The sequence below is a fragment of the Streptomyces sp. L2 genome (genome assembly GCF_004124325.1).
GTDB lineage: Bacteria > Actinomycetota > Actinomycetes > Streptomycetales > Streptomycetaceae > Streptomyces.
In genome coordinates, this window is record NZ_QBDT01000001.1 from 1734028 (window position 1) to 1757430 (window position 23403).

26 protein-coding genes are annotated in these 23403 nt (G+C 71.9%); 17 read left to right on the forward strand and 9 right to left on the reverse strand.

Annotation, left to right across the window (positions count from 1 at the left end):
• The first annotated feature begins 164 nt into the window (after nucleotides 1-164).
• A complete protein-coding gene (locus DBP14_RS36360; protein ID WP_206739220.1) occupies nucleotides 165-449 on the forward strand; it encodes a hypothetical protein in 285 nt (94 codons plus the stop codon).
• A 24-nt stretch (nucleotides 450-473) separates the two neighbouring features.
• Complete coding sequence (locus DBP14_RS07115; protein WP_129306183.1) at nucleotides 474-746, forward strand: antitoxin; 273 nt, start codon at nucleotides 474-476, stop codon at nucleotides 744-746.
• Between the two features lie 128 nt (nucleotides 747-874).
• Here the strand turns inward: DBP14_RS07115 and DBP14_RS07120 are convergent, their stop codons facing one another.
• On the reverse strand, nucleotides 875-1588 hold the full coding sequence (locus tag DBP14_RS07120) for a class III extradiol dioxygenase subunit B-like domain-containing protein (protein WP_129306184.1): 714 nt from the start codon (nucleotides 1586-1588) through the stop codon (nucleotides 875-877).
• Nucleotides 1589-1729: 141 nt separating this feature from the next.
• Nucleotides 1730-3256: a tRNA (N6-isopentenyl adenosine(37)-C2)-methylthiotransferase MiaB gene (miaB, locus tag DBP14_RS07125; RefSeq protein WP_129306185.1), complete on the reverse strand. Its 1527-nt coding sequence runs from the start codon at nucleotides 3254-3256 to the stop codon at nucleotides 1730-1732.
• Nucleotides 3257-3397: 141 nt separating this feature from the next.
• Here miaB and DBP14_RS07130 point away from each other — a divergent pair, with 141 nt between their 5' ends.
• The 3 genes from DBP14_RS07130 (at nucleotide 3398) to DBP14_RS07140 (ending at nucleotide 5965) form a co-directional block, all read left to right on the forward strand.
• Nucleotides 3398-3757 (forward strand): DUF6204 family protein, encoded by a 360-nt coding sequence (locus DBP14_RS07130; protein ID WP_129306186.1) that lies wholly within the window; start codon nucleotides 3398-3400, stop codon nucleotides 3755-3757.
• A 57-nt stretch (nucleotides 3758-3814) separates the two neighbouring features.
• Entirely contained in the window at nucleotides 3815-4252 is a 438-nt protein-coding gene (locus tag DBP14_RS07135) for a MarR family transcriptional regulator (protein ID WP_129306187.1), read from the forward strand.
• Nucleotides 4253-4501: 249 nt separating this feature from the next.
• On the forward strand, nucleotides 4502-5965 hold the full coding sequence (locus DBP14_RS07140) for a hypothetical protein (RefSeq protein WP_129306188.1): 1464 nt from the start codon (nucleotides 4502-4504) through the stop codon (nucleotides 5963-5965).
• 131 nt (nucleotides 5966-6096) lie between these two features.
• Here DBP14_RS07140 and DBP14_RS07145 read toward each other — a convergent pair whose 3' ends face one another.
• Nucleotides 6097-6504 (reverse strand): MazG nucleotide pyrophosphohydrolase domain-containing protein, encoded by a 408-nt coding sequence (locus DBP14_RS07145; protein WP_129306189.1) that lies wholly within the window; start codon nucleotides 6502-6504, stop codon nucleotides 6097-6099.
• 175 nt (nucleotides 6505-6679) lie between these two features.
• Between DBP14_RS07145 and DBP14_RS07150 the strand changes: the two genes are divergently transcribed.
• Nucleotides 6680-7678, forward strand: a complete 999-nt coding sequence (locus DBP14_RS07150; protein WP_129306190.1) for a TAXI family TRAP transporter solute-binding subunit — start codon at nucleotides 6680-6682, stop codon at nucleotides 7676-7678.
• Between the two features lie 58 nt (nucleotides 7679-7736).
• On the opposite strand, the gene DBP14_RS07155 is transcribed toward DBP14_RS07150, so the two are convergent.
• Both DBP14_RS07155 and DBP14_RS07160 read right to left on the reverse strand, forming a co-directional pair.
• Nucleotides 7737-9134, reverse strand: a complete 1398-nt coding sequence (locus tag DBP14_RS07155; RefSeq protein ID WP_129306191.1) for a HAMP domain-containing sensor histidine kinase — start codon at nucleotides 9132-9134, stop codon at nucleotides 7737-7739.
• Nucleotides 9135-9143: 9 nt separating this feature from the next.
• Nucleotides 9144-9833, reverse strand: a complete 690-nt coding sequence (locus DBP14_RS07160) for a response regulator transcription factor (protein ID WP_129306192.1) — start codon at nucleotides 9831-9833, stop codon at nucleotides 9144-9146.
• Between the two features lie 366 nt (nucleotides 9834-10199).
• On the opposite strand from DBP14_RS07160, the gene DBP14_RS07165 reads away from it, so the two are divergent.
• The 8 genes from DBP14_RS07165 to DBP14_RS07195 all read left to right on the forward strand — a co-directional run bounded on the left by DBP14_RS07165 (nucleotide 10200) and on the right by DBP14_RS07195 (nucleotide 16757).
• Entirely contained in the window at nucleotides 10200-10976 is a 777-nt protein-coding gene (locus tag DBP14_RS07165) for an amino acid ABC transporter ATP-binding protein (protein WP_129306193.1), read from the forward strand.
• A 132-nt stretch (nucleotides 10977-11108) separates the two neighbouring features.
• On the forward strand, nucleotides 11109-11942 hold the full coding sequence (locus DBP14_RS07170) for a glutamate ABC transporter substrate-binding protein (RefSeq protein WP_129306194.1): 834 nt from the start codon (nucleotides 11109-11111) through the stop codon (nucleotides 11940-11942).
• Nucleotides 11943-12067: 125 nt separating this feature from the next.
• Nucleotides 12068-12733: an amino acid ABC transporter permease gene (locus DBP14_RS07175; protein WP_129306195.1), complete on the forward strand. Its 666-nt coding sequence runs from the start codon at nucleotides 12068-12070 to the stop codon at nucleotides 12731-12733.
• Nucleotides 12730-13638 carry an amino acid ABC transporter permease gene (locus DBP14_RS07180; RefSeq protein WP_129306196.1) on the forward strand — a complete coding sequence of 303 codons (909 nt, stop codon included), beginning with the start codon at nucleotides 12730-12732 and terminating at the stop codon, nucleotides 13636-13638. The genes DBP14_RS07175 and DBP14_RS07180 overlap by 4 nt, the downstream gene beginning before the upstream one ends.
• Before the next feature lie 178 nt (nucleotides 13639-13816).
• Nucleotides 13817-15418 (forward strand): FAD-dependent monooxygenase, encoded by a 1602-nt coding sequence (locus DBP14_RS07185; protein WP_129306197.1) that lies wholly within the window; start codon nucleotides 13817-13819, stop codon nucleotides 15416-15418.
• 75 nt (nucleotides 15419-15493) lie between these two features.
• A complete protein-coding gene (locus DBP14_RS37415; protein WP_324608114.1) occupies nucleotides 15494-15580 on the forward strand; it encodes a putative leader peptide in 87 nt (28 codons plus the stop codon).
• 98 nt (nucleotides 15581-15678) lie between these two features.
• On the forward strand, nucleotides 15679-16350 hold the full coding sequence (locus DBP14_RS07190; RefSeq protein WP_129306198.1) for a cysteine dioxygenase: 672 nt from the start codon (nucleotides 15679-15681) through the stop codon (nucleotides 16348-16350).
• A complete protein-coding gene (locus tag DBP14_RS07195) occupies nucleotides 16347-16757 on the forward strand; it encodes a rhodanese-like domain-containing protein (RefSeq protein ID WP_129306199.1) in 411 nt (136 codons plus the stop codon). Before DBP14_RS07190 ends, DBP14_RS07195 begins: the two co-directional genes overlap by 4 nt.
• A gap of 4 nt (nucleotides 16758-16761) precedes the next feature.
• On the opposite strand, the gene recX is transcribed toward DBP14_RS07195, so the two are convergent.
• Together recX and recA are read right to left on the reverse strand one after the other, a co-directional pair.
• Nucleotides 16762-17601 (reverse strand): recombination regulator RecX, encoded by an 840-nt coding sequence (recX, locus tag DBP14_RS07200; RefSeq protein ID WP_129306200.1) that lies wholly within the window; start codon nucleotides 17599-17601, stop codon nucleotides 16762-16764.
• Between the two features lie 2 nt (nucleotides 17602-17603).
• On the reverse strand, nucleotides 17604-18728 hold the full coding sequence (gene recA, locus DBP14_RS07205; RefSeq protein WP_129306201.1) for a recombinase RecA: 1125 nt from the start codon (nucleotides 18726-18728) through the stop codon (nucleotides 17604-17606).
• 294 nt (nucleotides 18729-19022) lie between these two features.
• Here recA and DBP14_RS07210 point away from each other — a divergent pair, with 294 nt between their 5' ends.
• A complete protein-coding gene (locus DBP14_RS07210) occupies nucleotides 19023-19847 on the forward strand; it encodes an SDR family NAD(P)-dependent oxidoreductase (RefSeq protein WP_129306202.1) in 825 nt (274 codons plus the stop codon).
• A gap of 122 nt (nucleotides 19848-19969) precedes the next feature.
• On the forward strand, nucleotides 19970-20713 hold the full coding sequence (locus DBP14_RS07215) for a hypothetical protein (RefSeq protein WP_129306203.1): 744 nt from the start codon (nucleotides 19970-19972) through the stop codon (nucleotides 20711-20713).
• A gap of 22 nt (nucleotides 20714-20735) precedes the next feature.
• Here DBP14_RS07215 and DBP14_RS07220 read toward each other — a convergent pair whose 3' ends face one another.
• Nucleotides 20736-21980 (reverse strand): AI-2E family transporter, encoded by a 1245-nt coding sequence (locus tag DBP14_RS07220; RefSeq protein WP_206739221.1) that lies wholly within the window; start codon nucleotides 21978-21980, stop codon nucleotides 20736-20738.
• A 49-nt stretch (nucleotides 21981-22029) separates the two neighbouring features.
• Nucleotides 22030-22224 carry a DUF3046 domain-containing protein gene (locus DBP14_RS07225; RefSeq protein ID WP_129306204.1) on the reverse strand — a complete coding sequence of 65 codons (195 nt, stop codon included), beginning with the start codon at nucleotides 22222-22224 and terminating at the stop codon, nucleotides 22030-22032.
• Nucleotides 22225-22304: 80 nt separating this feature from the next.
• Between DBP14_RS07225 and DBP14_RS07230 the strand changes: the two genes are divergently transcribed.
• A complete protein-coding gene (locus DBP14_RS07230; RefSeq protein ID WP_129306205.1) occupies nucleotides 22305-23249 on the forward strand; it encodes a hypothetical protein in 945 nt (314 codons plus the stop codon).
• Nucleotides 23250-23403 lie beyond the last annotated feature (154 nt).

Sequence of the window (23403 nt, forward strand, 5' to 3'; positions counted from 1 at the left end):
CTCCCGGCCCCGCCTCGAACGAGTTACGTGACGTGACGCGTTCCTGGTCGTTGCCCGTGGCGAGGTGCCGTCTGCGGGTTTCGCCAGGCGGTGACCCGGGCGGCGCAACCGGACGCACCGCGTAACGCGGGATTTCGCCCGCACGAGTACCGTATGGAGTTGATATGGGCGTTTTTGCACGGCTCTTCGGCAGGTCGAAGGCACCGGAGGAGGGACCGGAGGAGGCCCCGGCCGCCGAGGCGGAGACCGTCGCGGAGTCGGCGGCCGCCGGGGCGGAGGACGTGGTTCAGGCGGCGGAGACGGAGGAACCGGCCGAGGACGGGCGTGAGGACGGGACGGCGCGGACGGAGGCCGTCGAGCCCGGCGCGGCCGACGCCGCCGAGATCCCCAAGCAGCAGTCCGCCGAGGAGGCCGCCGACAACGAGACCGGCGAGGGCGCCCGCACGTAACTGTCCCGCGAGGGAAGGTGGACCATGGGTCTCTTGGACAACATGAAGGCCAGGCTCGTCCCGGCCAAGGACAAGGTGTCGGACCTCGCGCGCCAGCACGGCGACAAGGTCCAGCACGGGCTCGACAAGGCCGCCAAGGCGGTCGACGAGCGGACCAAGGGCAAGTACAGCGACAGGATCCACGCCGGTACGGGCAAGGCCAAGGACGCGATGGACCGGCTCGCCCACAAGGACGAACCCGGGCCGGGCGACCCCACGACCCCCACCCCGCCGGAGGGCCCGCCGCCCACCTCCTGAGCGGCGCACGGCATGCGGAACGGCGGACGGCCACGGAGCACCAGGGCTCCGCGGCCGTCCGCCGTTCCGTGCCTCCCGCGCGTGGGGCTTTCGGGGCTTCCCGCGCGCCTGGCTTTCGGGCCGGACCGTCAGGACCAGCTGGCGACCAGGTATCCCACTCCGTAGGGCGCGTCGTCGTACAGCAGCGCGCCGCCGAGGCCCGCGCCCTCGGCCGCGCCGGCCAGGACCTGCCAGGGCGCGCGTCCGGAGGCCTTCAGCTCGTACGCCAGCTCCGCGTCCAGTGCCCGTACGGCCGCCAGGTCCGCCGCCCCCAGCGCCCGCGCGGCTTCGGCGTCGAAGGGGGCCGCCCGCTCGTCGAGGTAGCCCGGCGCCTTCACGGTGCGGCACGCGCTGCCGTCGCCCATCACGAGCAGCGCGACCCGTGCGGCCCTGGCGGCGAGGGACCGGCCGGCCTCGACGCACCGCTCCGGGGCGAGCGGTTCCCCCACGCCGAGTCCCTCGATCGGCGCGTCCGCCCACCCGGTCCGCTCCAGCAGCCAGGCGGCGACGGCCAGCGAGGGCGGCAGCTCACGCTCCGGAACGACGTCCGTGGCCGCGCCGAGCCGTACGTCGAGGTCGACGCCGAACCCCCGGAAGGAACCCGGCGCGCCCTGCGGGTGGGGCCCGCGCGCGGGCTGCTCCGCCGGGCCTACGACCACGAGCAGGTCGGGACGGGCCGCGGCGAGCACGCCGAGCGCGTCCGAGCACGCCGCGCGCGCGGCGTCCAGTTCGGGTGCGGCGCCCGTGGCGACCTCGGGCACGAGCAGCGGCGGGCAGGGGCAGACAGCGGCGGCGACAAGCATGATCCGCAGGGTAGCTCCGGACTACGACGGAGTGTTACTCCCTGTGGATAACTCCGGACGGGTCACTCGGGACGGGTCACTCCGGACGCTACGGAGTGTTACCCCCTGCGGAGGGTGCGGACCACGCCGAAGCCTCACGGCTCAGTCGCAGCCGCAGCCGCTCGTCACGGCCGGCAGGGGCGCGGGGACGCCGATCTTCGGCAGGCCGAGCAGGACACCCGCCGGCTTGGCCGCCGCCTCGGCGGTGCGCTTCTCCCACGCGTCCCCCGCGCGCGTGCGGCGCACGTCGAGGACGGCGCCCTCGGCGAGGAGGTGGTGCGGGGCGGCGTACGTCACCTCGACCGTGACCACGTCACCGGGGCGCACCTCCTGCTCCGGCTTGGTGAAGTGGACGAGCCGGTTGTCCGCCGCGCGGCCGGACAGCCGGTGGGTGGCCCCGTCCTTGCGCCCCTCACCCTCAGCGACCATCAGCTCCAGAGTGCGGCCGACCTGCTTCTTGTTCTCCTCCCAGGAGATCTCCTCCTGGAGGGCGACGAGACGCTCGTAGCGCGCCTGGACGACCTCCTTGGGGATCTGGTTCTCCATGGTCGCGGCCGGAGTGCCGGGCCGCTTTGAGTACTGGAACGTGAACGCCTGGGCGAACCGCGCCTCACGCACCACATGGAGCGTCTGTTCGAAGTCCTCCTCGGTCTCACCGGGGAAGCCGACGATGATGTCGGTGGTGATCGCGGCGTGCGGGATGGCGGACCGCACCTTCTCGATGATCCCGAGGTAACGGTCCTGCCGGTAGGAGCGGCGCATCGCCTTCAGGACGGTGTCCGAGCCGGACTGCAGCGGCATGTGCAACTGCGGCATGACATTGGGGGTCTCGGCCATGGCGGCGATGACGTCGTCCGTGAAGTCGCGCGGGTGCGGGGAGGTGAAGCGGACGCGCTTCAGGCCGTCGATCTGCCCGCAGGCGCGCAGCAGCTTGCTGAAGGCCTCGCGGTCGCCGATGTCGGAGCCGTAGGCGTTCACGTTCTGGCCGAGCAGGGTGATCTCCGAGACGCCCTCGGCGACCAGGGCCTCGACCTCGGCGAGGATGTCGCCGGGCCGCCGGTCCTTCTCCTTGCCGCGCAGGGCGGGCACGATGCAGAAGGTGCAGGTGTTGTTGCAGCCGACGGAGATCGACACCCAGGCCGCGTAGGCGCTCTCGCGCCGGGTCGGCAGGGTGGAGGGGAAGGCCTCCAGCGACTCGGCGATCTCGACCTGCGCCTCCTCCTGCACGCGCGCGCGATCCAGCAGGACGGGGAGCTTGCCGATGTTGTGCGTGCCGAAGACGACGTCCACCCAGGGCGCCTTCTTCACGATGGTGTCCCGGTCCTTCTGCGCGAGGCAGCCACCGACCGCGATCTGCATACCGGGCCGCGAGGCCTTCTTCGGCGCGAGCCGGCCGAGGTTGCCGTAGAGCCGGTTGTCGGCGTTCTCGCGCACGGCGCAGGTGTTGAAGACGACGACGTCGGCGTCCCCGTCCGAGCCCTCCGGGGCGCGCACGTATCCGGCGTCTTCTAGCAGCCCGGCCAACCGCTCCGAGTCGTGGACGTTCATCTGGCACCCGTAGGTGCGCACTTCGTACGTCTTGGATGAGGAAACGTCCACCGCTGGGCTCCGGTCGCTGCTGCTGGTCATGCGTTCCAGGGTAGGCGGTCCGCGGAGGGCCCCGGTCCCGCGCTGCGTCGGGGCATCGGCCGCTCAGGGTGCCGCTGTGGGTTCCGGGGCGCGCCGGAAACCCGGTGGAGCGCGGGTGCCCGCTGTGGTTGGGTTCGCGGAATGAGTACCCGAACCTTTCGTATCACCGTCCGCGGCGTCTTCGACGGGCTCAGCGACGCGCAGCGGACCGAGCTGCTCGCCGGTGCCGCCGAGCACGACGTGCTGCGTGCCGCCTACACCCCCGAGGGGCACCTGAGCTACGACATCGCCGCCCGCCCGGCCTTCACCTTCCGCTTCTCGGACTCGGGAGAGGAAGAGGAGGACATCCTGGAGGCGGCCGAGCGGGCCGAGGAGGCAGCGCGGGCCTGGCTGACCGGGCTCGGCTACGGCTTCAAGAACCTCCGGTCCAGTGCGGAGGACCTGTCCCAGGCGCCGCTGGGCAAGCGGCAGCGCCGGGCCGCACGTTCCTCGGGCCGATGAAGCCGGTCAGCGCAGGACATAAACTTGACTACTCAAGGACTACTCTAGGAGGACACGATGAGTGACGGCGCCCTGGACGCCGCACTGCGGCTCATGCGCGCGCAGGCGACTCTGGTGCGGCGGTTCGACGCGCGGCTCGGCGGTCTGCACGGGGTGAGCCTCTCGGACTTCACCCTGCTGCTCCGGCTCGGCCAGGCGCCCGGCGGGCGGATGCGCCGGGTCGACCTCGCGGAGGCGCTGGGCCTGACCGCCTCGGGCGTGACGCGCGGGCTGGCGCCCCTGGAGCGCATCGGGCTGGTGAGCAGGGAGGCGGACGCGCGGGACGCGCGCGTGGCGTACGCGGCGCTGACCGGGACCGGGCGGGAGCGGTTGCGGGAGATGCGGGCCACCGCGGAGGAGACGGCCGCCGAGGTCTTCGCCGCCGCCGCGTGGACCGAGTCCGACCTCGGGGCGCTCGCCGGGCTGCTGGGCCGGCTGGGCGGGACGGGGCTGTGAGCCGCTGACATCGCGGGCCTCGGCCTGTAGGGCGATGGGTGCGATCGCGCCGTCCATGACCTGAACAAGCCGTGTTTCAGGTCACGTTGGGATGTGGCCGGAATGTGCGGGAGCTGCAAGCGCGGGCGTGGCATGCTCATGGTTCACCACTGGGTTACCGGCCGGTTCCACTGACAAGTAGGGTCGGTCGCCGGTGTGCCATCCCTCTTTGCCACCCCCCATCCCACAGGACCGACCTTGCGCAGACGCATGAGGCACGGGCGCGCCCTCCTGCCCGCCTTCGCCGTGACCGCCCTCCTCCTCGCCGCCGGCTGTTCCTCGCCCGCCCCGCACGCCGAGGGGCCTACCACCGGCCGGGGCGGGCGGGCCGAGGTGACCTCGGATCCCACCGCCGCCCCGGACCAGACGCTCACGGTGACGCCGGCCGGCACCATCGCTCCGACCGCCACCGCCGGACCGGCCGGCTCGGGCAGCCGCGCGCACAGGACCACGCTCGCCGTCAGCTCGTACGACAGCCGGACCCGACGGGCCGTCATATCCGGGCGCCCGCACGGGAGCACGCCCACCCCCGGCGGGCACACCCCGCGGCCCACTCCCGCCCCGGCCTCCCCGACCGCCACCCCCACCGTCTCGCCTCCCGCCTCTCCCTCCGGGGCGCCGCACCGGGCCGCTGTCGGGGACGTCATCGCCAGCGCGCCCGCGCCGGGAGCGCCGCACGGGCTCCTGGCCCGGGTCACGAAGGTGCTCGGCGACACCGGCCGGGGCACCGAGGTGCAGACCGAGCCGGCGACGCTCAACGCCGTGCTCGGTGACGACAGCGCCAAAGGCACCGTGCCGGTCGCCCCGTCCGCCTTCACCGTCGACAAGCTGCTGCCCGACGTGAAGGTGTCCTGGTCCACGTCCGGTGAGGTGCACGTCGGTCCCGAGGGGGCGAAGGTGCCGCTGGGCAGCCTCCGGCTCGACGTCGGTGCCAAGGTGCCGGCAGCCAAGGGCGCACCGGTCTCGGCCGGGGCCGCGGTGTCAGGGTTCGTGCAGGTCGCCCCCGAGGTCGACTTCTCCTACGGCGGATCGGGGACCGCGGCGTCCCCCGGTTCGGCCTATCTGGGCGTCTCCGGCGACTGGGCCTCCCGCTGGCACGTCGAGGGCCGGGCCGCCGCGGCCACCGGCACCCCGCTGCGGATCCCGTTCGCCAGGCTGCACGCCGATCCGGTCCTCCAGGTCGGCCCCGTCCCCGTCGTGGTCAACCTCGACCTCACCTGCTACCTGCAGATCAGCGGCGACGGCCACATCAGCGTCGACGTCGCACAGCACTTCAAGGGCGACTTCACGGCGGGCGGCACCTTCAGCCCGGCCAAGGGCTGGACGCCGGTCAGCTCCTCGCACATGACGGGCACGCCGGTACAAGCCTCGGTCACCACCGCCGGGCACCTGAAGACCGCCCTGGGTGCCGAAGCCTCGGTCGGCCTCTACGGCGCCGTCGGAGTCACCGCCGACCTGGCGCCGTACCTGCGCGGCGAGGCCTCCGGAACGGTCACCGCTTCCTCGGACCGGCCCCGCGCCAAGACGGGCGGCGCCTGGGGCGTGTACGGCGGGGTGGACCTGTCCGGGACGCTGCGGCTCCAGTTGTCGGTCTTCGGCACACCGGTCTTCCAGCGGAGCCTCCCCCTGGGCACCCTGCACCGCGAGTGGAAGCTGGCGGGCGGGACCCTCTAGGCACCGGGCCGGACACCCGGACGGGAGCCGGACAGGAACGGGGAGGGGCGGCCCGAACGGAACCTGGACGGGCCGCCCGGAGGGGCCGCCTGCACGGGCCGTCGGACGGGCCGCCGGTCGGACCGGAGTCGTCAGGCCGCGCCGCCGGGTATCCAGCCCTGGCGGCGCAGGACGGCGGCCACGTCCGGCGCCTCGTAGTGCTCACCCTTGAGCACCTTGCCGTCGGCCCTGCGGGCGACCTGGCCGTCGGGCCCCAGCTTGCTCATGTTGGCGCGGTGGATCTCGGCGATCACCTCGTCCAGGTCGATCCCGTGGACCAGGGCGGTGCCGTACGCCACGTAGACCACGTCGGCCAGCTCGTGCGCCAGCCGGTCGAGCGGGCCGTCGACCGCGACCTCGGCGACCTCCGCGGCCTCCTCGGCGAGCAGCTCTCCCCGGTGCGCGGCCAGCTCCGGGGACACCTCGGCGGGCCGGGTAGGGGCGTCGAGGCCGAAGGCGTGGTGGAAGGCGCGGACGAGACGGGCGGGCGACGAGCTCATGCGACGACTGTATCGGCGCCCGCTGACAACGCCCCGGGACTCACGCAGTCGGCCCGCTGCCGGGGCCGGGCAGCACCGCTTCCGCCGGGCCACGGGGCCTCCCCCCGGTCAGATCCACCGGGCCACGGCGGCCTCCCCTGGTCAGAGCCGGGGGCGGGCTGGCAGGATCGCCCGCATGTCCATTGTGTTCTCCCGTCTCGGCAGGCGCCGGGTGCTGCAGGGTGCCGTCGCCGGCGCCGTGGCGCTCGGCCTGCTGCTGTGGTGGCTGCTGCCGCTTGGTGAGAAGCCGCCGAGCGGGACGATCGTCTTCAGCACCGGGACGCCCCGCGGGGTCTACCAGGAGTACGCCGAGCGGCTGCGCACCGAGCTGGGCAAGGACATGCCGGACCTGAAGGTGAAGCTGGTGAGCAGCGCCGGCTCGCAGGAGAACGTCCAGCGGGTGGCGACCGGTAAGGCCGACTTCACCATCGCGGCGGCGGACGCGGTGGAGACGTACATGCTGCGGCACGGCACCGGCGCGGGCCGGCTGCGCGGGGTCGCCCGGCTCTACGACGACTACGTCCAGCTGATCGTGCCGCGCGACTCGGACGTCCACAGCGTGGCGGACCTGCGGGGCAAGCGGGTCGCCACCGGGCTGCCCGACTCGGGGGTACGGCTGATAGCGAACCGCGTGCTCGCGGCCGCGGGCATCGACCCGCAGAAGGACATCACGCCGCTGTCCGACGGCATCGACACCGGACCCGGCCGGCTGGCCCAGGGCAAGATCGACGCCTTCTTCTGGTCGGGCGGGCTGCCCACGCGCGGGCTGGTCGGGCAGGCCAAGAAGGACACCTTCAAGTTCGTGCCCATCGACGGCGCCCTCATCGGCAAGCTGCACACCAAGGGCGACGCCGCGCGGTACTACCGGGCGACCAACATGCCCGAGTCGGCGTACCCGACCGTCCAGCGGGGCGACACGGTGCCGACGATCGCGGTGTCCAACGTGCTGATCACCCGCGCGGACATGGATCCGCGGCTGACCGAATGGGTGACCCGCACGGTGATCAAGAGCCGGGACGGCATCGGTGCGCACGTCCATTCCGCCCAGCTGGTCGACTTGCGCACCGCCATCTACACGGACCCGCTGACGCTGCACGAGGGCGCACGCCGCTATTACCGCTCCGTGAAACCCTGATTGACGAGACTCACATGAGTCACGAAAGTCACGCGCTTCACGCGCTTCACGCGGACGCTTACGGGTGTCTCGGCACCCTCACCGTGACCCGCAGCCCGCGCGGCTCGTGATGGGCGTAGTCGATCGTGCCGCCCGCCGCGGTGAGCAGGGCGCGGGTGATGGACAGGCCCAGGCCGGAGCCCTTGACGTTCTGGTGACGGCCACTGCGCCAGAAACGGTCGCCCACGCGCGCGAGTTCCTCGTCGGTGAGACCGGGCCCGGTGTCGGTGACCACGACCGTGGCGGTGTCGCCCTCGCAGGCGACGGCGACCTCGACGGTGCCGCCCTCGGGGGTGAACTTCACCGCGTTGTCGATCACCGCGTCCAGGGCGCTGGACAGGGCGATCGGGTCGGCCCAGCCGGTGGTGGGCGGGCAGTCGCCGGCCAGCCGGACCCCCTGTGCGTCGGCGGCAGGTGACCAGGCGGCCACCCGTTCCTCCGCCAGCGCGCCGATGTCGGTCAGGGCGAGGTCCGCCTCGGCGTGCTCGGCCAGCGCCAGGTCGAGCAGGTCGTCCAGGACCTGCGCGAGGCGCTTGCCCTCGGTGCGGACCGAGGCGATCTCCTCGTTGCCCTCGGGGAGTTCCAGGGCGAGCAGCTCGATGCGCAGCAGCAGCGCCGAGAGCGGGTTGCGCAACTGGTGCGAGGCGTCGGCGACGAAGGCGCGCTGCTGCTCCAGCACGTCCTCGACGTTGTCCGCCATCTCGTTGAACGACCGGGCCAGCCGTCTGAGTTCCGGGGGGCCGCCGGCCGCCGCGACGCGGGACTTCAGGCGGCCGGTGGCGATGTCGTGGGTGGTGGCGTCCAGGACGCGTACCGGCCTGAGCACCCAGCCGGTCAGCCGCAGCGCGGCGCCCACGGCCAGCAGCATCGCCGCGATCTCGCCGGCGCCGATGAGCAGCCAGCCCCGCAGGATGCGCGAGCGCAGCGCCCCGGTGGGCGAGTCGGTGACCACGACGGCGACGACGTCCCCGTCCCGGATCACCGGCGAGGCGACGACCAGGCGCCTTTCGTCCCAGGGCCAGGCCTGCCGGGGGTCGTGGCTGCGGCGGCTGAGCAGCGCCTCGTCGAACGCCTCCCGGACCTCTCCGGTACGCGGCACGGACCAGTCGGCCGGGGCGTTGGCCATCGCGGAGCCGTTGCGGAAGAAGACGCCCGCGCGGATGCCGTAGACGCCGTAGTAGCTGACCAGTTCGCGGCGCAGAGTCTCCCTGCGCTCGCCGGGGACGGTGGGGCGGGTGCCGCCGGGTCCGTCGGCGACGAACTGGGCGAGGGCCGCGAAGCGCGCGGTGTCGTCGATGCGGTCGACGACGACCTTCTGCTGCTGGGCGGCGGCCACGCTGACGGCCAGCGGGACGCCGAGGGCCAGGAGTACGGCCGCCAGCAGGACGATGAGCAGCGGCAGCAGGCGTGCGCGCACGCGGCCCCGCTAGGCGGCCGGGGCGACGAGCCGGTACCCGACGCCGCGTACGGTCTCGATCAGCGCGGGCATGCGCAGTTTGGCGCGCAGGGAGGCCACGTGCACCTCCAGGGTGCGTCCGGTGCCCTCCCAGCTGGTGCGCCACACCTCGCTGATGATCTGTTCCCGCCGGAAGACCACGCCGGGACGCTGGGCGAGCAGCGCGAGGAGGTCGAACTCCTTGCGGGTCAGCTGGATGACCGAACCGTCCACGCTGACCTGCCGGGTGGGCAGTTCGATGTGTACGGGGCCCAGGTGCAGGGCGCTGTCGCCGCCGCCCGCGGGGTCCTCCTCGTGGACGGTGCGCCGGCTGACGGCGTGGATGCGGGCCAGCAGCTCCCCGGTGTCGTACGGCTTCACCACGTAGTCGTCGGCGCCCAGGTTGAGCCCGTGGATGCGGGAGCGGACATCGGAGCGGGCGGTGACCATGATCACCGGAGTACTGGTGCGCTTGCGGATCTTGCCGCACACCTCGTAGCCGTCCTGGTCGGGCAGGCCGAGGTCGAGCAGGACCACGCCGAATCCGGCGCCCTCGGGGACGAGCGCCTGCAGGGCCTCCTCGCCGCTGCGCGCGTGGGTGACGTCGAAGCCGTGCCGCGCGAGCACGGCGGAGAGGGCGGCGGCGACGTGGTTGTCGTCCTCGACGAGCAGCAGTCTCATCCTGGCCCCCTCCGGTTCAGTGGTCGTACGGTCGTGGTTCCGGTCCGCCGTGCGGCGCGCCCGCGCGCGTGGGCGGTACGCCCGCCGGGACAGTCTGCACGGGCGCGTGGTCGGCACGCCCGCCCGGACAGTCTGCACGCGCGCGTGCATCATGGCAGTCACGCCGATGGACAAGGACGGCGTCAAGAGGGTTCGGGTTGCGTCCCGCTACCGTTACCCGCCCGATACGCACACCTGTCGCAAGTGCTACGGCACGTGTCCGATTGCTATCAGATCGTGATGCTCAGATCTCCCTCAGATGTAATGACGCTGGTCAATCCGCTCGTTACTGTCCTGCGAAACCGAGGAGGACGGAGCCCGATAGCGATGACCGACGTATCGGTGGCCAAGGACGACATGGCCACGACCGGTGAACTGGTCGTCCTGAAGAGTGTCAACAAGCACTTCGGCGCGTTGCACGTTCTCCAGGACATCGACCTGACGATCGCCCGCGGCGAGGTCGTCGTGGTCATCGGGCCCTCCGGGTCCGGGAAGTCGACGCTGTGCCGCACCATCAACCGCCTGGAGACCATCGACTCCGGCACCATCGCCATCGACGGCAAGCCGCTGCCCCAGGAGGGCAAGGCGCTGGCCCGGCTGCGCGCCGACGTCGGGATGGTCTTCCAGTCCTTCAACCTCTTCGCGCACAAGACCGTGCTCGAGAACGTGATGCTCGGCCAGCTCAAGGTCCGCAAGACGGACAAGAAGCAGGCCGAGGAGAAGGCCCGCGCCCTGCTCGACCGGGTCGGCGTGGGCACGCAGGCAGACAAGTACCCCGCGCAGCTGTCCGGCGGCCAGCAGCAGCGTGTCGCCATCGCCCGGGCGCTGGCCATGGGCCCGAAGGTCATGCTCTTCGACGAGCCGACCTCAGCCCTCGACCCCGAGATGATCAACGAGGTCCTGGAGGTCATGCAGCAGCTCGCCCGCGAGGGCATGACGATGATCGTCGTCACCCATGAGATGGGTTTCGCACGTTCGGCTGCAAACCGCGTGGTCTTCATGGCGGACGGCCGCATCGTCGAAGAGGCTGCGCCCGACCAGTTCTTCAGCAACCCGCGCAGCGACCGGGCCAAGGACTTCCTGTCGAAGATCCTGCACCACTGAGGCGTACCAGTTCCGCGCCACTGAGGCGGCACCGGTCCCTCATCCCTGAGGCGCACCGGTCCCGCGCCTCCGGAGGACCTGGTTCACGGTCCCCACAGCCTCCGTTTCTTCACCACGCAAAGGAATGTTCAGATGAAGCTCCGCAAGGTCACCGCCGCCTCGGCCGCCGTGCTCGCCCTGACCGTCGGCGCCACCGCGTGCGGTGGCGGCAACTCGGACAGCGGTTCGAGCGGCGGCAAGAAGATCAAGATCGGTATCAAGTTCGACCAGCCGGGTCTCGGCCTGAAGCAGCCCGACGGGTCCTACGCCGGCTTCGACGTGGACGTGGCCACGTACGTCGCCAAGCAGCTCGGCTACACGCCGGACCAGATCCAGTTCGTGGAGACCCAGAGCGCCGACCGCGAGAACGCGCTCCAGCGGGGCGACGTGAAGTTCATCGCCGCCACCTACTCGATCACGCCCGAGCGCCAGCAGAAGGTGGACTTCGCCGGCCCGTACCTCCTGGCCCACCAGGACCTGCTGGTCAAGAAGGACTCGAAGATCAGCAAGGGCACGGACCTCAACGGCAAGAACCTCTGCTCCGTGACCGGTTCGACCTCCGCGCAGAACGTCCAGAAGACGATCGCCCCGAAGGCCAACCTGAAGCAGAACAGCACCTACTCGGAGTGCATCGCGAGCCTCCAGAGCGGCGCGGTGGACGCGGTCACCACCGACGACTCGATCCTCGCGGGCTACGCGTCGCAGGCCAAGTACAAGGGCCAGTTCAAGCTCGCCGGCCTGAAGCTCAGCAACGAGAACTACGGCATCGGCGTCAAGAAGGGCGACAAGGCGCTGGTCGACAAGATCAACAAGGCGCTGGAGAAGATGGTCAGCGACGGCTCGTGGCAGAAGGCGGTCGACAAGAACTTCGGCCCGGCCGACTACAAGAACGAGAAGGCGCCGCAGATCGGCAACATCGTCAAGTAACGCGGAACTCCGCCGGCGCTCACTCCGGCGGGTGACGCAGGGCCACCGAGGCGCGCCGCCAGCCGCTTTCCCGGCGGCGCGCCCTGCCCTCCACGTACGCCACACACCCGGAAGCGCGGGAGATCGTGTTCGACTTTCTTCAAGGTTATGACGTCCTGGGGGCGTTCTGGATGACGGTGAAGCTCACCGTCTTCTCCGCGGTCGGCTCCCTGGTCTGGGGCACCCTGCTGGCCGGGATGCGGGTCAGCCCTGTCCCGCTGATGCGCTGGTTCGGCACCGTCTACGTGAACATCGTCCGCAACATCCCGCTGACGGTCATCATCGTGTTCGCCTCGCTCGGTCTCGCCGACATCTTCGGGGTGACGCTGGGTGCCTCCGACTTCCAGATCCAGGGCTTCCGACTCGCGATCCTCGGCCTGGCCGGGTACACGGCCGCCTTCGTCTGCGAGTCGATCCGGGCCGGCATCAACACGGTTCCGGTCGGCCAGGCCGAGGCCGCCCGCGCGATCGGGCTGAACTTCGCCCAGACGCTGCGTCTGATCGTGCTGCCCCAGGCGTTCCGCGCGGTCATCAGCCCGTTGGCAAACGTGCTGATCGCCCTGACGAAGAACACCACCGTCGCGGCCGCCATCGGCGTGGCCGAGGCGGCGGCCCTGATGAAGAAGATGATCGAGAACGAGGCCCAGACGCTGGCCATCGGCGCCGTCTTCGCCTTCGGGTTCGTGGTCCTGACCCTGCCCACCGGCCTGCTCCTGGGCTGGCTGAGCAAGCGCATGGCGGTGAAGCGATGACGTCCGTCCTCTACGACACTCCGGGGCCCCGCGCCAAGCGGCGCAACGCGCTCCTGTCCGTCGTCTTCCTGGTCCTGCTCGCCGCCCTGGTGTGGTGGATCTGGTCCGTGCTCGACGACAAGAACCAGCTGCAGTGGTCCCTGTGGCAGCCGTTCACGACGTCCCAGGCCTGGACGACCTACCTGCTGCCCGGCCTCGCCAACACCCTGAAGGCGGCCGCGCTGGCCATGGTCATCGCGCTTCCGCTGGGCGCGGTCTTCGGCATCGCACGCCTGTCCGACCACCGCTCTGTGCGCGTGGTGGCCGGTGTGGTCGTCGAGTTCTTCCGCTCCATCCCCGTGCTGCTGCTGATGCTGTTCGCCAACGAGCTGTACAGCCGCTACACGCAGGTCACCAGCGACAACCGGCCCATGTACGCGGTGATCACCGGCCTCGTGCTCTACAACGCCTCGGTGCTCGCCGAGGTCGTCCGGGCGGGCATCCTGGCCCTGCCGAAGGGACAGAGCGAGGCGGCGTACGCGATCGGCCTGCGCAAGGGCCAGACGATGTCCAGCATCCTGCTCCCGCAGGCGGTCACCGCCATGCTGCCGGCCATCGTCAGCCAGCTCGTCGTCATCGTGAAGGACACCGCGCTGGGTGGTGTGATGATCGGCTACGCCGAACTGCTGAGCGAGCGCGGCACCCTGGCCGCCAACTACGCCAACGTCTTCGCCAGCTTCGTCGTCGTGGCGGCCGTCTACGTCGTCCTCAACTTCGCCCTGACGTCCTTCGCCGGCTGGCTGGAGGGCCGGCTGCGGCGCAGCAAGCGCAGCACGGGTGCGGTGCTGGGCGCGGAGGACATGGAGGAGATGAACCCGGCGGGGGTGGGCGGCACCGCCGGTACAGGAGCGGGCGGCACGATCTGACAATCGGTCAATTCGATCGCACGGCGACCCGAGGCAGTGGCATGATCGCCACTGCCTCGGGTCACTTGACGCAAACTCCGCCAATGGGTTGCATACGTTGTGTGATCGTGCACCCCGCTTCACCTTCCTGTTCGTCTGCGTCCGTCAGGGCACCGCTGCGGACAGGGGGCGCCGCGCCGTGGACCCGGTGATCATCGTCGGAGCGGGGCCCGTCGGGCTCACTCTCGCCCTGGCCCTGGCCCGCCAGGAGGTGCCTTCGGTCGTCCTCGACGAAGGGTCCGGCAAGGACGAGCCGCGCCCCGCGCGCACCGTCGTGCTGCGCGAGGAGACGGCCGCCCTGCTGGAGCGGCTGACCGGGGCGGCACTGGGCGAGCAGGGCGCGCGTTGGGCCGGATGGCGGTCGTTGCGGCGCAGACAGGTGATGAACGAGGTCACTTTCGACGCGGCCGATCCCGCCCCGCTGCACATCGCCCAGCACTTCCTCACCGACGCCCTGCGCGCGGCCGTCGTCGGCGAGCCACTGGTCGAGGTCGCCGTGGACAGCCGGCTGGACGCGATCGAGCAGGAACGGTCCGGCGTCAGCGCTCACACCAAGGGCCCGAAAGGCACCTGGTGGCGCGGGGGTTACCTGGTGGGCTGCGACGGCCCCCGCTCCACCGTGCGCAAACTCCAGGACATCCGCTTCCCGGGCCGTACGGCGGTGGAGCGGCACGCGGTCGCCACGCTCCGCGCGGAACTTCCGTGGGAGGGTCGCGCGTTGCTCCATCGGATGCCGCCGTGGCGGTCGTCCGGCCCGTCGTCCGGTGAGGTGACCGCCCACCCGCTCCCGGACGGAGTCTGGCGCCTGGACTGGCTGCTGCCGCCGGGGAAGGACCTCGTCACGCCCGAGACGCTGGTGGCCCGGATCCGCGAGACCCTCGCGGGCTGGACGGACGGCCCGACACCGGCGTACGACCTCCTCGACACCGGAGTCCACACGGTGCACCACCGGCTGGCCCGCCGGTGGCGCGTGGGCCGGGTGTTCCTCGCCGGGGACGCCGCCCACCTGCTGGGCGCGCTCGGCACGCAGGGGCTCGACGAAGGCCTGCGCGACGCCGACAACCTGGCCTGGAAGCTGGCCCCGGCCTGGCACCACGGCCCGCACGAGGCGCTGCTCGACAGCTACCAGGCCGAGCGGCGTGGGGTCGTCGCGGCCCGGTTGCGCGCCGCCGACCAGGTGCTGCCGCTGCTGCGTGGCGGTGGCGGGCTGCGCCACTACGTTCCGGGCGCGGCGCGCGGGCACGACGCACTGCTCACAGATGGTCACTTGGGGCGCGGCGCCCTCGGTGCGCCGGGGGCGTACGCCGGCTCTCCGCTCGCACCCCGGCAGTTGGAGGGGGAGATCGCCGTCGAGACGCCGCCCGGTTCTCAGGTCACGGATGTGCGGGTGACGGCGGAGGACGGAACCTTCGTACGGCTGCGCGACCGACTCGGACGCGGCGCCCTGCTGGTCGTACTGATCGCGCCGGGCACCGGCGTGTGGGCGCGCAAGCACTGGGTGTCCGCGGGGGTCATGCCCCGTCTCGCGGCGGCGGTGACCGCGCTGCCGCACCCCGCCGAACTGCTGGTGGCCGAGGAGTACCCGGGGGCGCCGGCGCACAGCGTGCTGCTCGTACGGCCCGACGGTCACCTGGTCACCGCGTTCGGCGGTGTCCGCCCGGCCGACCTGTACGCGGCGGCGGAGGCGACGCTGGGCGGCACGGTGAAGGAACAGGCACGGGCGGGCGCCGGCGCACGCTGAGCGCCGGCCGCCGTCCGCCGGGTGGCGGGTGGCGGTGAGTTGACCGGGGTGCGGCGGCATGCTGTACTCCGGGCCATGACCGACACCCGCGTACGCCTGTGGCGACGGGTCCACATGGACCTCGTCCGCTACGCGGGCTGTGTGTGTCGCCCGTCCTGCTGAACTCGCGTCCCCTTTTTCTCCGGGTTCTCTCCGGGTCTTCCCGGGCGCCGTCGAGCGCCGTCGAGCGCCCGTCGGCGAACGTTCTCAGGGCGGTACACGTGTCTGTCTCACCTTCCGCATCCCCTTCTTCCACCGTTCCGGTCTCCGGCGCTTCGGCTTCCGCCGGTCCGGGTTCCGCCGGTCCGGCTTTCGGCGCTTCGGTCTCCGGCGCTTCGGTCTCCGGCGCTTCGGTCTCCGGCGCTTCGGTCTCCGGCGCTTCGGCTTCTGCCACCGGTCCGGCGCCGACCCAGGCGGACCTTCTCGACTTCGTGCGGCGTGCGGCCGCCGACGCGGAGCTGATCGCCTCCCTCCCGCTCGATCCCGAGGGCCGTACCTGGGTGCGGCTCGCGGGGCCCGGTGGGAGCGAGGCGTGGCTGATCGGCTGGCCTCCCGGCACGGGCACCGGCTGGCACGACCATGCCGAGTCCGTCGGAGCCTTCCTCACCGCGTCGGGCGAACTCACGGAGAACGCGCTGGCCGCACGGCTGCCCACGGACGGCTGGACCACTCTGGAACTCGCCCAGGACGTGGACCGCGAACGCCGGCTGACCGCCGGGCAGGGCCGCTCCTTCGGCCGCGACCATGTGCACGAGGTGCTCAACGAGTCCCCGGACCGACACGCGATCTCCGTGCACGCCTACTACCCGCCTCTGCCGCGGATCCGCCGATACAGTCGCAGCGGCCAGGTGCTGCGCCTGGAGCAGGTCGAACGCCCGGAGGACTGGCAGTGAGCGGCACGGACGAACAGCCGGTCGGCATCGACGAGTTGCTGGACCGCGTCCGCGAGGGCTACCGGCGCGTCGAAGCACGACAGGCGCATGAGGCGGCGCGCACCGGTGAGGCGCTGCTGGTCGACATCCGGTACGCGGCCCTGCGCGAGCGGGACGGGCTGATCCCGGGCGCCCTCGTCATCGAACGCAACGAGTTGGAGTGGCGGCTCGATCCGCGGGGCAGTCACCGGCTGCCGCAGGCCACCGGACACGACCTGCGCATCGTGATCATCTGCAATGAGGGCTACGCCTCCAGTCTGGCGGCGGCTTCCCTCCACCAGCTGGGCCTGCGCCGGGCCACGGACCTGGTGGGTGGCTTCCAGGCGTGGCGCGCCGAGGGCCTGCCGGTGACGCCGGGACACCCGTGAGTCCTCAGACGTCCTCGCCCTCCAGGAACTCCGTGTCCTCACCCTCCTCTTCCAGGGCCTGGCGGACCACGCGGAGGGCCATGCCCTCCGGGTAGCCCTTGCGGGCCAGCATGCCGGCGAGGCGGCGGATGCGCTTGTCGCGGTCGAGGCCGCGGGTGGCGCGCAGCTTGCGGGCGACCAGGTCGCGCGCGGTCTCCTCCTCCTGCTCGGAGTCGAGCTGTCCGACGGCCTCGTCGATCAGCGCCGAGTCGACGCCCTTGGTGCGCAGCTCCCGGGCGAGGGCGCGCCGGGCCAGGCCCCGGCCGTGGTGCCGGGACTCCACCCAGGCGTCCGCGAAGGCGCTGTCGTTGATCAGTCCGACCTCCTCGAACCGGGACAGCACCTCCTCGGCCACATCCTCGGGGATCTCCCGCTTGCGGAGGGCGTCCGCGAGCTGCTTGCGGGTGCGAGGGGTCCCGGTGAGCAGGCGCAGGCAGATAGCCCGCGCCCGCTCAGCCGGGTCCCCCGAAGACTCCCCCCGCTCGGCCCTCGACGAGGAGGGGGCGCCTTCGTCCTCTGTGGCCGGCTTTCCGAAGCCGCGCCGCCGCCGGCCGCGCCTGCGGCCGCCCGGGTACTCGCCGTTCCCGTGCCCGGGTCCGGACTCGCTGTTCCCGTACTCGCCGTGCCCGTACTCGTTGTGCCCGTACTCGCTCAGCCCGTGCCCGCCCTCGTCGGCGTTGGCGGGACCCGCGAAGCCCGCCGTGTCACCGCCTCCGGTGCCCCTCCCCCGTGGCCCCCGTGTCCCCCATGGGGGGACGCCCGGGGCGGCGTGCTCGTCCTCGGCCCAGCCGGTTCGTCGCGTCACGGTCAGCTCTTGGCTGCGGCGGCCTTGGGCTTGCCGGCCTTGGCGGCCGCGGGGGCGGGCGTCGCCTTGGCGTCGTCGGCCGGGGTGGTGACCGCGGCGTCCGAGCCGGGCTCGGCGGCGGGCTCCTCCGGACGGACGCCGACGCCCAGCTTCTCCTTGATCTTCTTCTCGATCTCGTTGGCCAGGTCGGGGTTGTCCTTGAGGAAGTTGCGGGCGTTCTCCTTGCCCTGGCCGAGCTGGTCGCCCTCGTACGTGTACCAGGCGCCGGCCTTGCGGACGAAGCCGTGCTCCACGCCCATGTCGATCAGACCGCCCTCGCGGCTGATGCCCTGGCCGTAGAGGATGTCGAACTCGGCCTGCTTGAAGGGCGGGGCGACCTTGTTCTTGACGACCTTGCAGCGGGTGCGGTTGCCGACCGCCTCCGTGCCGTCCTTCAGGGTCTCGATGCGGCGGATGTCGATGCGCACCGAGGCGTAGAACTTCAGCGCGCGGCCACCGGTCGTGGTCTCCGGGGAGCCGAACATCACGCCGATCTTCTCGCGGAGCTGGTTGATGAAGATCGCGGTGGTCTTGGACTGGTTGAGCGCGCTGGTGATCTTCCGCAGGGCCTGGCTCATCAGGCGGGCCTGCAGACCGACGTGGCTGTCACCCATCTCGCCCTCGATCTCCGCGCGCGGGACGAGCGCGGCGACGGAGTCGATGACGATGAGGTCGAGGGCGCCGGAGCGGACCAGCATGTCCACGATCTCCAGGGCCTGCTCGCCGTTGTCCGGCTGGGAGAGGATCAGGTTGTCGATGTCGACGCCGAGCTTCTTCGCGTACTCGGGGTCGAGGGCGTGCTCCGCGTCCACGAAGGCGACCTGGCCGCCGGCCTTCTGCGCGTTCGCCACCGCGTGCAGGGTGAGCGTGGTCTTGCCGGAGGACTCGGGGCCGTAGATCTCCACCACACGGCCGCGCGGCAGGCCGCCCACGCCGAGGGCGACGTCGAGTGCGGTCGACCCGGTGGGGATGACCTCGATGGGCTCCATCGACCGCTCGCCCATGCGCATGACCGCGCCCTTGCCGAATTGTCGTTCAATCTGTGCGAGCGCGGCGTCGAGCGCCTTCTCGCGGTCGGTTCCTGCCATGGGTTCCACCCGATTTGCTTGAGTCGATCGCTTCACGTCAAAGACGCTAACGCCTGCCACTGACAATGCGCCCCGACGTCGGTCCGGCCTGTGGACAACCTGGTTACTTATCCCCACGAACCGTGCCGAAATGCCCTGCCACGGGCCTGGCCTGAGCTTCCATGAGAATGGATGTTCGATTTTCGTGTCAAGCGCGCCACGCGGTCCTCCGAAGCCCCTCGCGCACCTGGTGGTGGCAACACCAGGCCCGGTGCACACTCCCTCCTGTCCGGCCGGCCGGACAGGGTGGTCGGCATGACCCAGCGCACCACACTGATCACGGGCTCCACCCAGGGCATGGGCCGCGCTCTCGCCCTCGACCTGGCCCCGCGCGGCGGCACCCTCCTCCTGCATGGCCGTCACCCCGGGCGTCTGGCGGCCGTGGCCGCCGAGGCGCGGGCCGCCGCTTCCGGCACCACCGTCCGCACATACCTCGCCGACCTGGCGGACCTTGACCAGGTGCACGCGATGGCGGACCGGATCAACACAGTGGAGCCTCGGCTCGACGGGCTGATCAACAACGCGGTGGTGGCCGGCGGCGCGGAGCCGCTGCGGCGCGAGCTGAGCCGGCAGGGCCACGAACTGCGCTTCGCCGTGAACCACCTCGCTGCCCACGCCCTCACCCGCGACCTGCTGCCCCTGCTCACCGCCTCCGCTCCGGCCCGGGTGGTCAACGTCGCCTCGATGGGCCAGGAGGCGATCGACTTCGACGACGTCATGCTGGAGCGGGGCTACGAAGGGCTGCGTGCCTACTTCCGGAGCAAGCTGGCCATGATCATGGCGACCTTCGAGCTCGCCGCCGAACTGCGCGGCACCGGCGTCACGGTCAACTCCCTCCACCCCGCCCACCTGATGGACACGGAAGCCGTCCGGACGTCCGGCCTGACCCCGGTCACCAGCACGGAGGAGGGCGTACGGCCGACGGTCCGCCTGCTCCTCGACCCGGACCTCGCCACCGTCACAGGACGCTACTTCGACCAGTTCACCGTCGCCCGCGCGCATGACCAGGCGTACGACACCGAGGCCCGTCGGCGCCTGATGCGGCTGACCCGCGGCCTGCTCGACCGGACCGGCGGCTGACCCACGCGCGCGGGAGCGCGATCGGGCGCCGGCGGTACGCGTCCCGCTACTTCCGGCGGGGTACGGCAGGTGCCTCCGGGCGTACGACGACCGCGCGGAGCCTTCTCGGGAGCCTGGGGCCCATGAAAATTCCGCGCCCCGCCGAACGGTTCTGCTACGCGACCGGCCTGCTCCTCGTCCTGTCCGGGCTCACGCACCTCGTGGTGTACGCCGTCGACGGCGGCCCCTGGGACGGTCCGGTGTCCTGGCGCAAGCCCGTCACGTTCGGGCTCTCCTTCGGGGCGACGCTGATCGCGCTCACCTGGGTCACGTCCTACCTGCGCGTCGGCCCGCGGCTGCGCACCGTCCTGCTCGTCGTCCTCGCCGCCGACTGCGTGGTGGAGGTGGGCGGCATCACCCTGCAGGCCTGGCGCCGGGTGCCCTCGCACCTCAACATGGAGACCCCGTTCGACACGGCGGTGTCCATGACGCTCGCCGTGGGCGGCGGTGTCCTGGTGGCGCTGCTCACCACCCTCGCCGTCGTGTCGTTCCGGCACCGACCGGCGGGCCCCGCGGGGATGGCGCTGGCGGTGCGCTCCGGGTTCGCGATCCTCCTCGTGGCACTGGCCTCGGGCGCCGCGATGATCGCCCGTGGGGTCGCGCTCACCCGGACCGGTCACCAGGAGGCCGCCTACCACTCGACCGCTCCGCTGAAGCCGCTGCACGCGGTGAGCCTGCACGCCGTTCTGGTCCTGCCCCTGCTGGCATGGCTGCTGACCCGCACCTCGTGGAGCGAGCGGGCGCGCTGGCGGATCGTGGCCGCGGCGGCGGGGTGCTACGCGATGGCCGTCGCCGGGGCCGGCGTGTGGGCAGGCGTCGCCTACTGAGGGACGGCGTGTCCGGAGGGAGTCAGGAGGACTCCTCCGGGGCGGGCCGCTGTCGCCACAGCCGTCGCACGCGGGTGAGCGGCCCCGGGCCGCCCGAGCCCGACCGCGGGTGCCCGTGCACGCGCGGGTCGTCCGTGACGTCGTACCGCTTCACGTAGGCACCGAGGAACGCCTGGAGCGTGGCGACCGCGGGGATGGCGATCAGTGCGCCGACCGCGCCGAGCAGCGCGGTGCCCACGATGACCGAGCCGAAGGCGACCGCCGGGTGGATGTCGACCGTCTTCGAGGTCAGCTTGGGCTGCAGCATGTAGTTCTCGAACTGCTGGTAGATCACGACGAAGACCAGCACCCACACCGCGTACCAGGGGTTGACGGTGAACGCGATCAACATGGGCAGCGCGCCGGCGAGGTAGGTGCCGATGGTCGGGATGAACTGGGAGACCAGACCCACCCAGACCCCGAGCACGGGCGCGTACGGCACTCCCAGGGCCTCCAGCAGGATGTAGTGCGCCGCACCGGAGATGAGCGCCATGAGACCGCGGGAGTACAGGTAGCCGCCCGTCTTGTCGACCGCGATCTCCCAGGCCCGCAGCACCTCGGCCTGGCGCGCGGGCGGCAGGACGGAGCAGAGGGCGCGGCGCAGCCGGGGCCCGTCCGCGGCGAAGTAGAACGAGAACAGCCCGACCGTCAGCAGCTGGAACAGACCGCCGAGCACTTGGGCGGACACGTCCAGGACCCCGGCCGCGCTGTTCTGCGCGTACTTGCGCAGCCAGTCGGAGTGGAGCAGCCCCTCCTGGACGTCCACCCGTCTGAGGTCCGTGTGGAACGTGTGGTTGACCCAGTTGATCAGCGAGTCAAGATAGTCCGGGAAGCCCTCGATCATCTTGATGATCTGGCCCGCCAGCATGGACCCGAGCAAGGTGATGAATCCCGCGACGGCGACGGTGAGGCCGAGGAAGACCAGGAAGGTGGCGAAACCCCGGCGCATGCCCCTGGCGGACATCCGGCTCACCGCGGGCTCGATGGCGAGGGCCAGGAAGAACGCGATCAATATGTTGATCAACAGGCCGGTCAGCTGGTGGAAGGCCCAGCTGCCGAGCTGGAACGCGGCGACCAGCGCGAGCGCGAGGACCATGGCGCGCGGCAGCCAGCGCGGCATGCGCGTCCCCCAACCGGCGGCGCCGGTGGCCGGGAGCCGGGCGGGCGTCGAGGGGTCCGGGGATGCCGCGTGCCGGTCGACCGGCTCGGTGTCGTCAGTGGGTGCCACGGGCCCAGTGTCACCCACGTGGCGGACGGCCCGTCGGCCGCCTCCTGGTTCAGCGCCTCTCCCCCGGCACGTCCATCACCGAGCAGACCACGCGCCACACGTCCTTGGCCTCCCAGCCCGCGTCCAGCGCCTCGTTCACCGTGCGCCCGCCCAGCTCGGACATGACGTGGTCGCGCGCGAAGTTCTCGGCGTACCCCGAACCGAAGTGTTCGTCCATCCGCTGCCAGAAGACCGTCAACCGCATGACCCCAGTATCCCGCCCCTGAGAGTGGGGCCCGCCCGGGACCGCTTGCCGAGACCGCTTTCCACCCTACGGTCTCATCCATGGCTGACACAGGAGCTTCCCCCCTCCCCTCCACGCCCCCGGCGCGTTCCCCGCTCTTCCGCGCCGAACAGTTCGTCTGGCTCACCGCGCGCGTGCTGGAGCAGCGCCTCTTCGCGTACCACTTCCTGAACGGCGCCCCCGAACCGGTGGAGGCCGCACTGGACGCCTACCGCGACGAGGACGGCGGATACGGTCATGCGCTGGAGCCCGATCTGCGCGGTCCGGTGAGCCAGCCCCTGCACGTCGCCCGCGCGCTGCGCGTCCTGGACGCCATCGGGCGCTGCGGCGGGCAGCGGGTGGACCGGGTGTGCCGTTACCTGACCGCCGTCTCCACGGCGGACGGCGCGCTCCCGGCGGTCCTCGCCGGCCAGCGCGGCTACCCGGCGGCCCCGTTCGTCCCGGTCGTGGACGATCCGCCGGGCGAGCTGCTCGCCACCGGCCCGGTGGTGGGTCTGCTGCACCGCAACGAGGTATGGCACGCCTGGCTGTTCCGGGCCACCGACTTCTGCTGGCAGGCCGTGGAGTCGCTGGAGAAGTCCCATCCCTACGAGGTGGAGGCCGCCGTCGCCTTCCTGGACTGGGCCCCGGACCGCCCGCGCGCGGAGGCCGCCGCCGACCGTCTCGGCCGTCTGGTCCGCGAACAGCGGCTGGCGGCGCTCGATCCGGACCGGCTCGACGCGTACCCGGTCGCGCCCGGCTACGCCCCCGGCGAGCACCACTTCCCGCACGACTTCGCGCCCGGCCCGGACTCGCTCGCGCGAGCGTGGTTCACGGACGAGGAGATGACCCGTTCGCTGGACCACCTCGCCGCCGAGCAGCAGGAGGACGGCGGCTGGCCGATCCGCTGGCGCCAGTGGGCACCGGTCGTCGCGCTGGAGTCGCGTCCCGCGGTGACCATCGAGGCGCTGCGCACCCTCAGGGCGTACGGCCGCTTCGTCGGCTGAGCCGCGTCGTCGGCGGAGCCGCGCCGACCGGTCCGGCTGCGCTCGTCCCCGCCAGGGCCCCACCCCTGAAGCCGACCTCAGCCCGGCCCCGGCCCCGGCTCCGGCCCCGACCCTCAAGCCGACCCCACCCACAGTCCCGGCCCCGGGCCCCGCC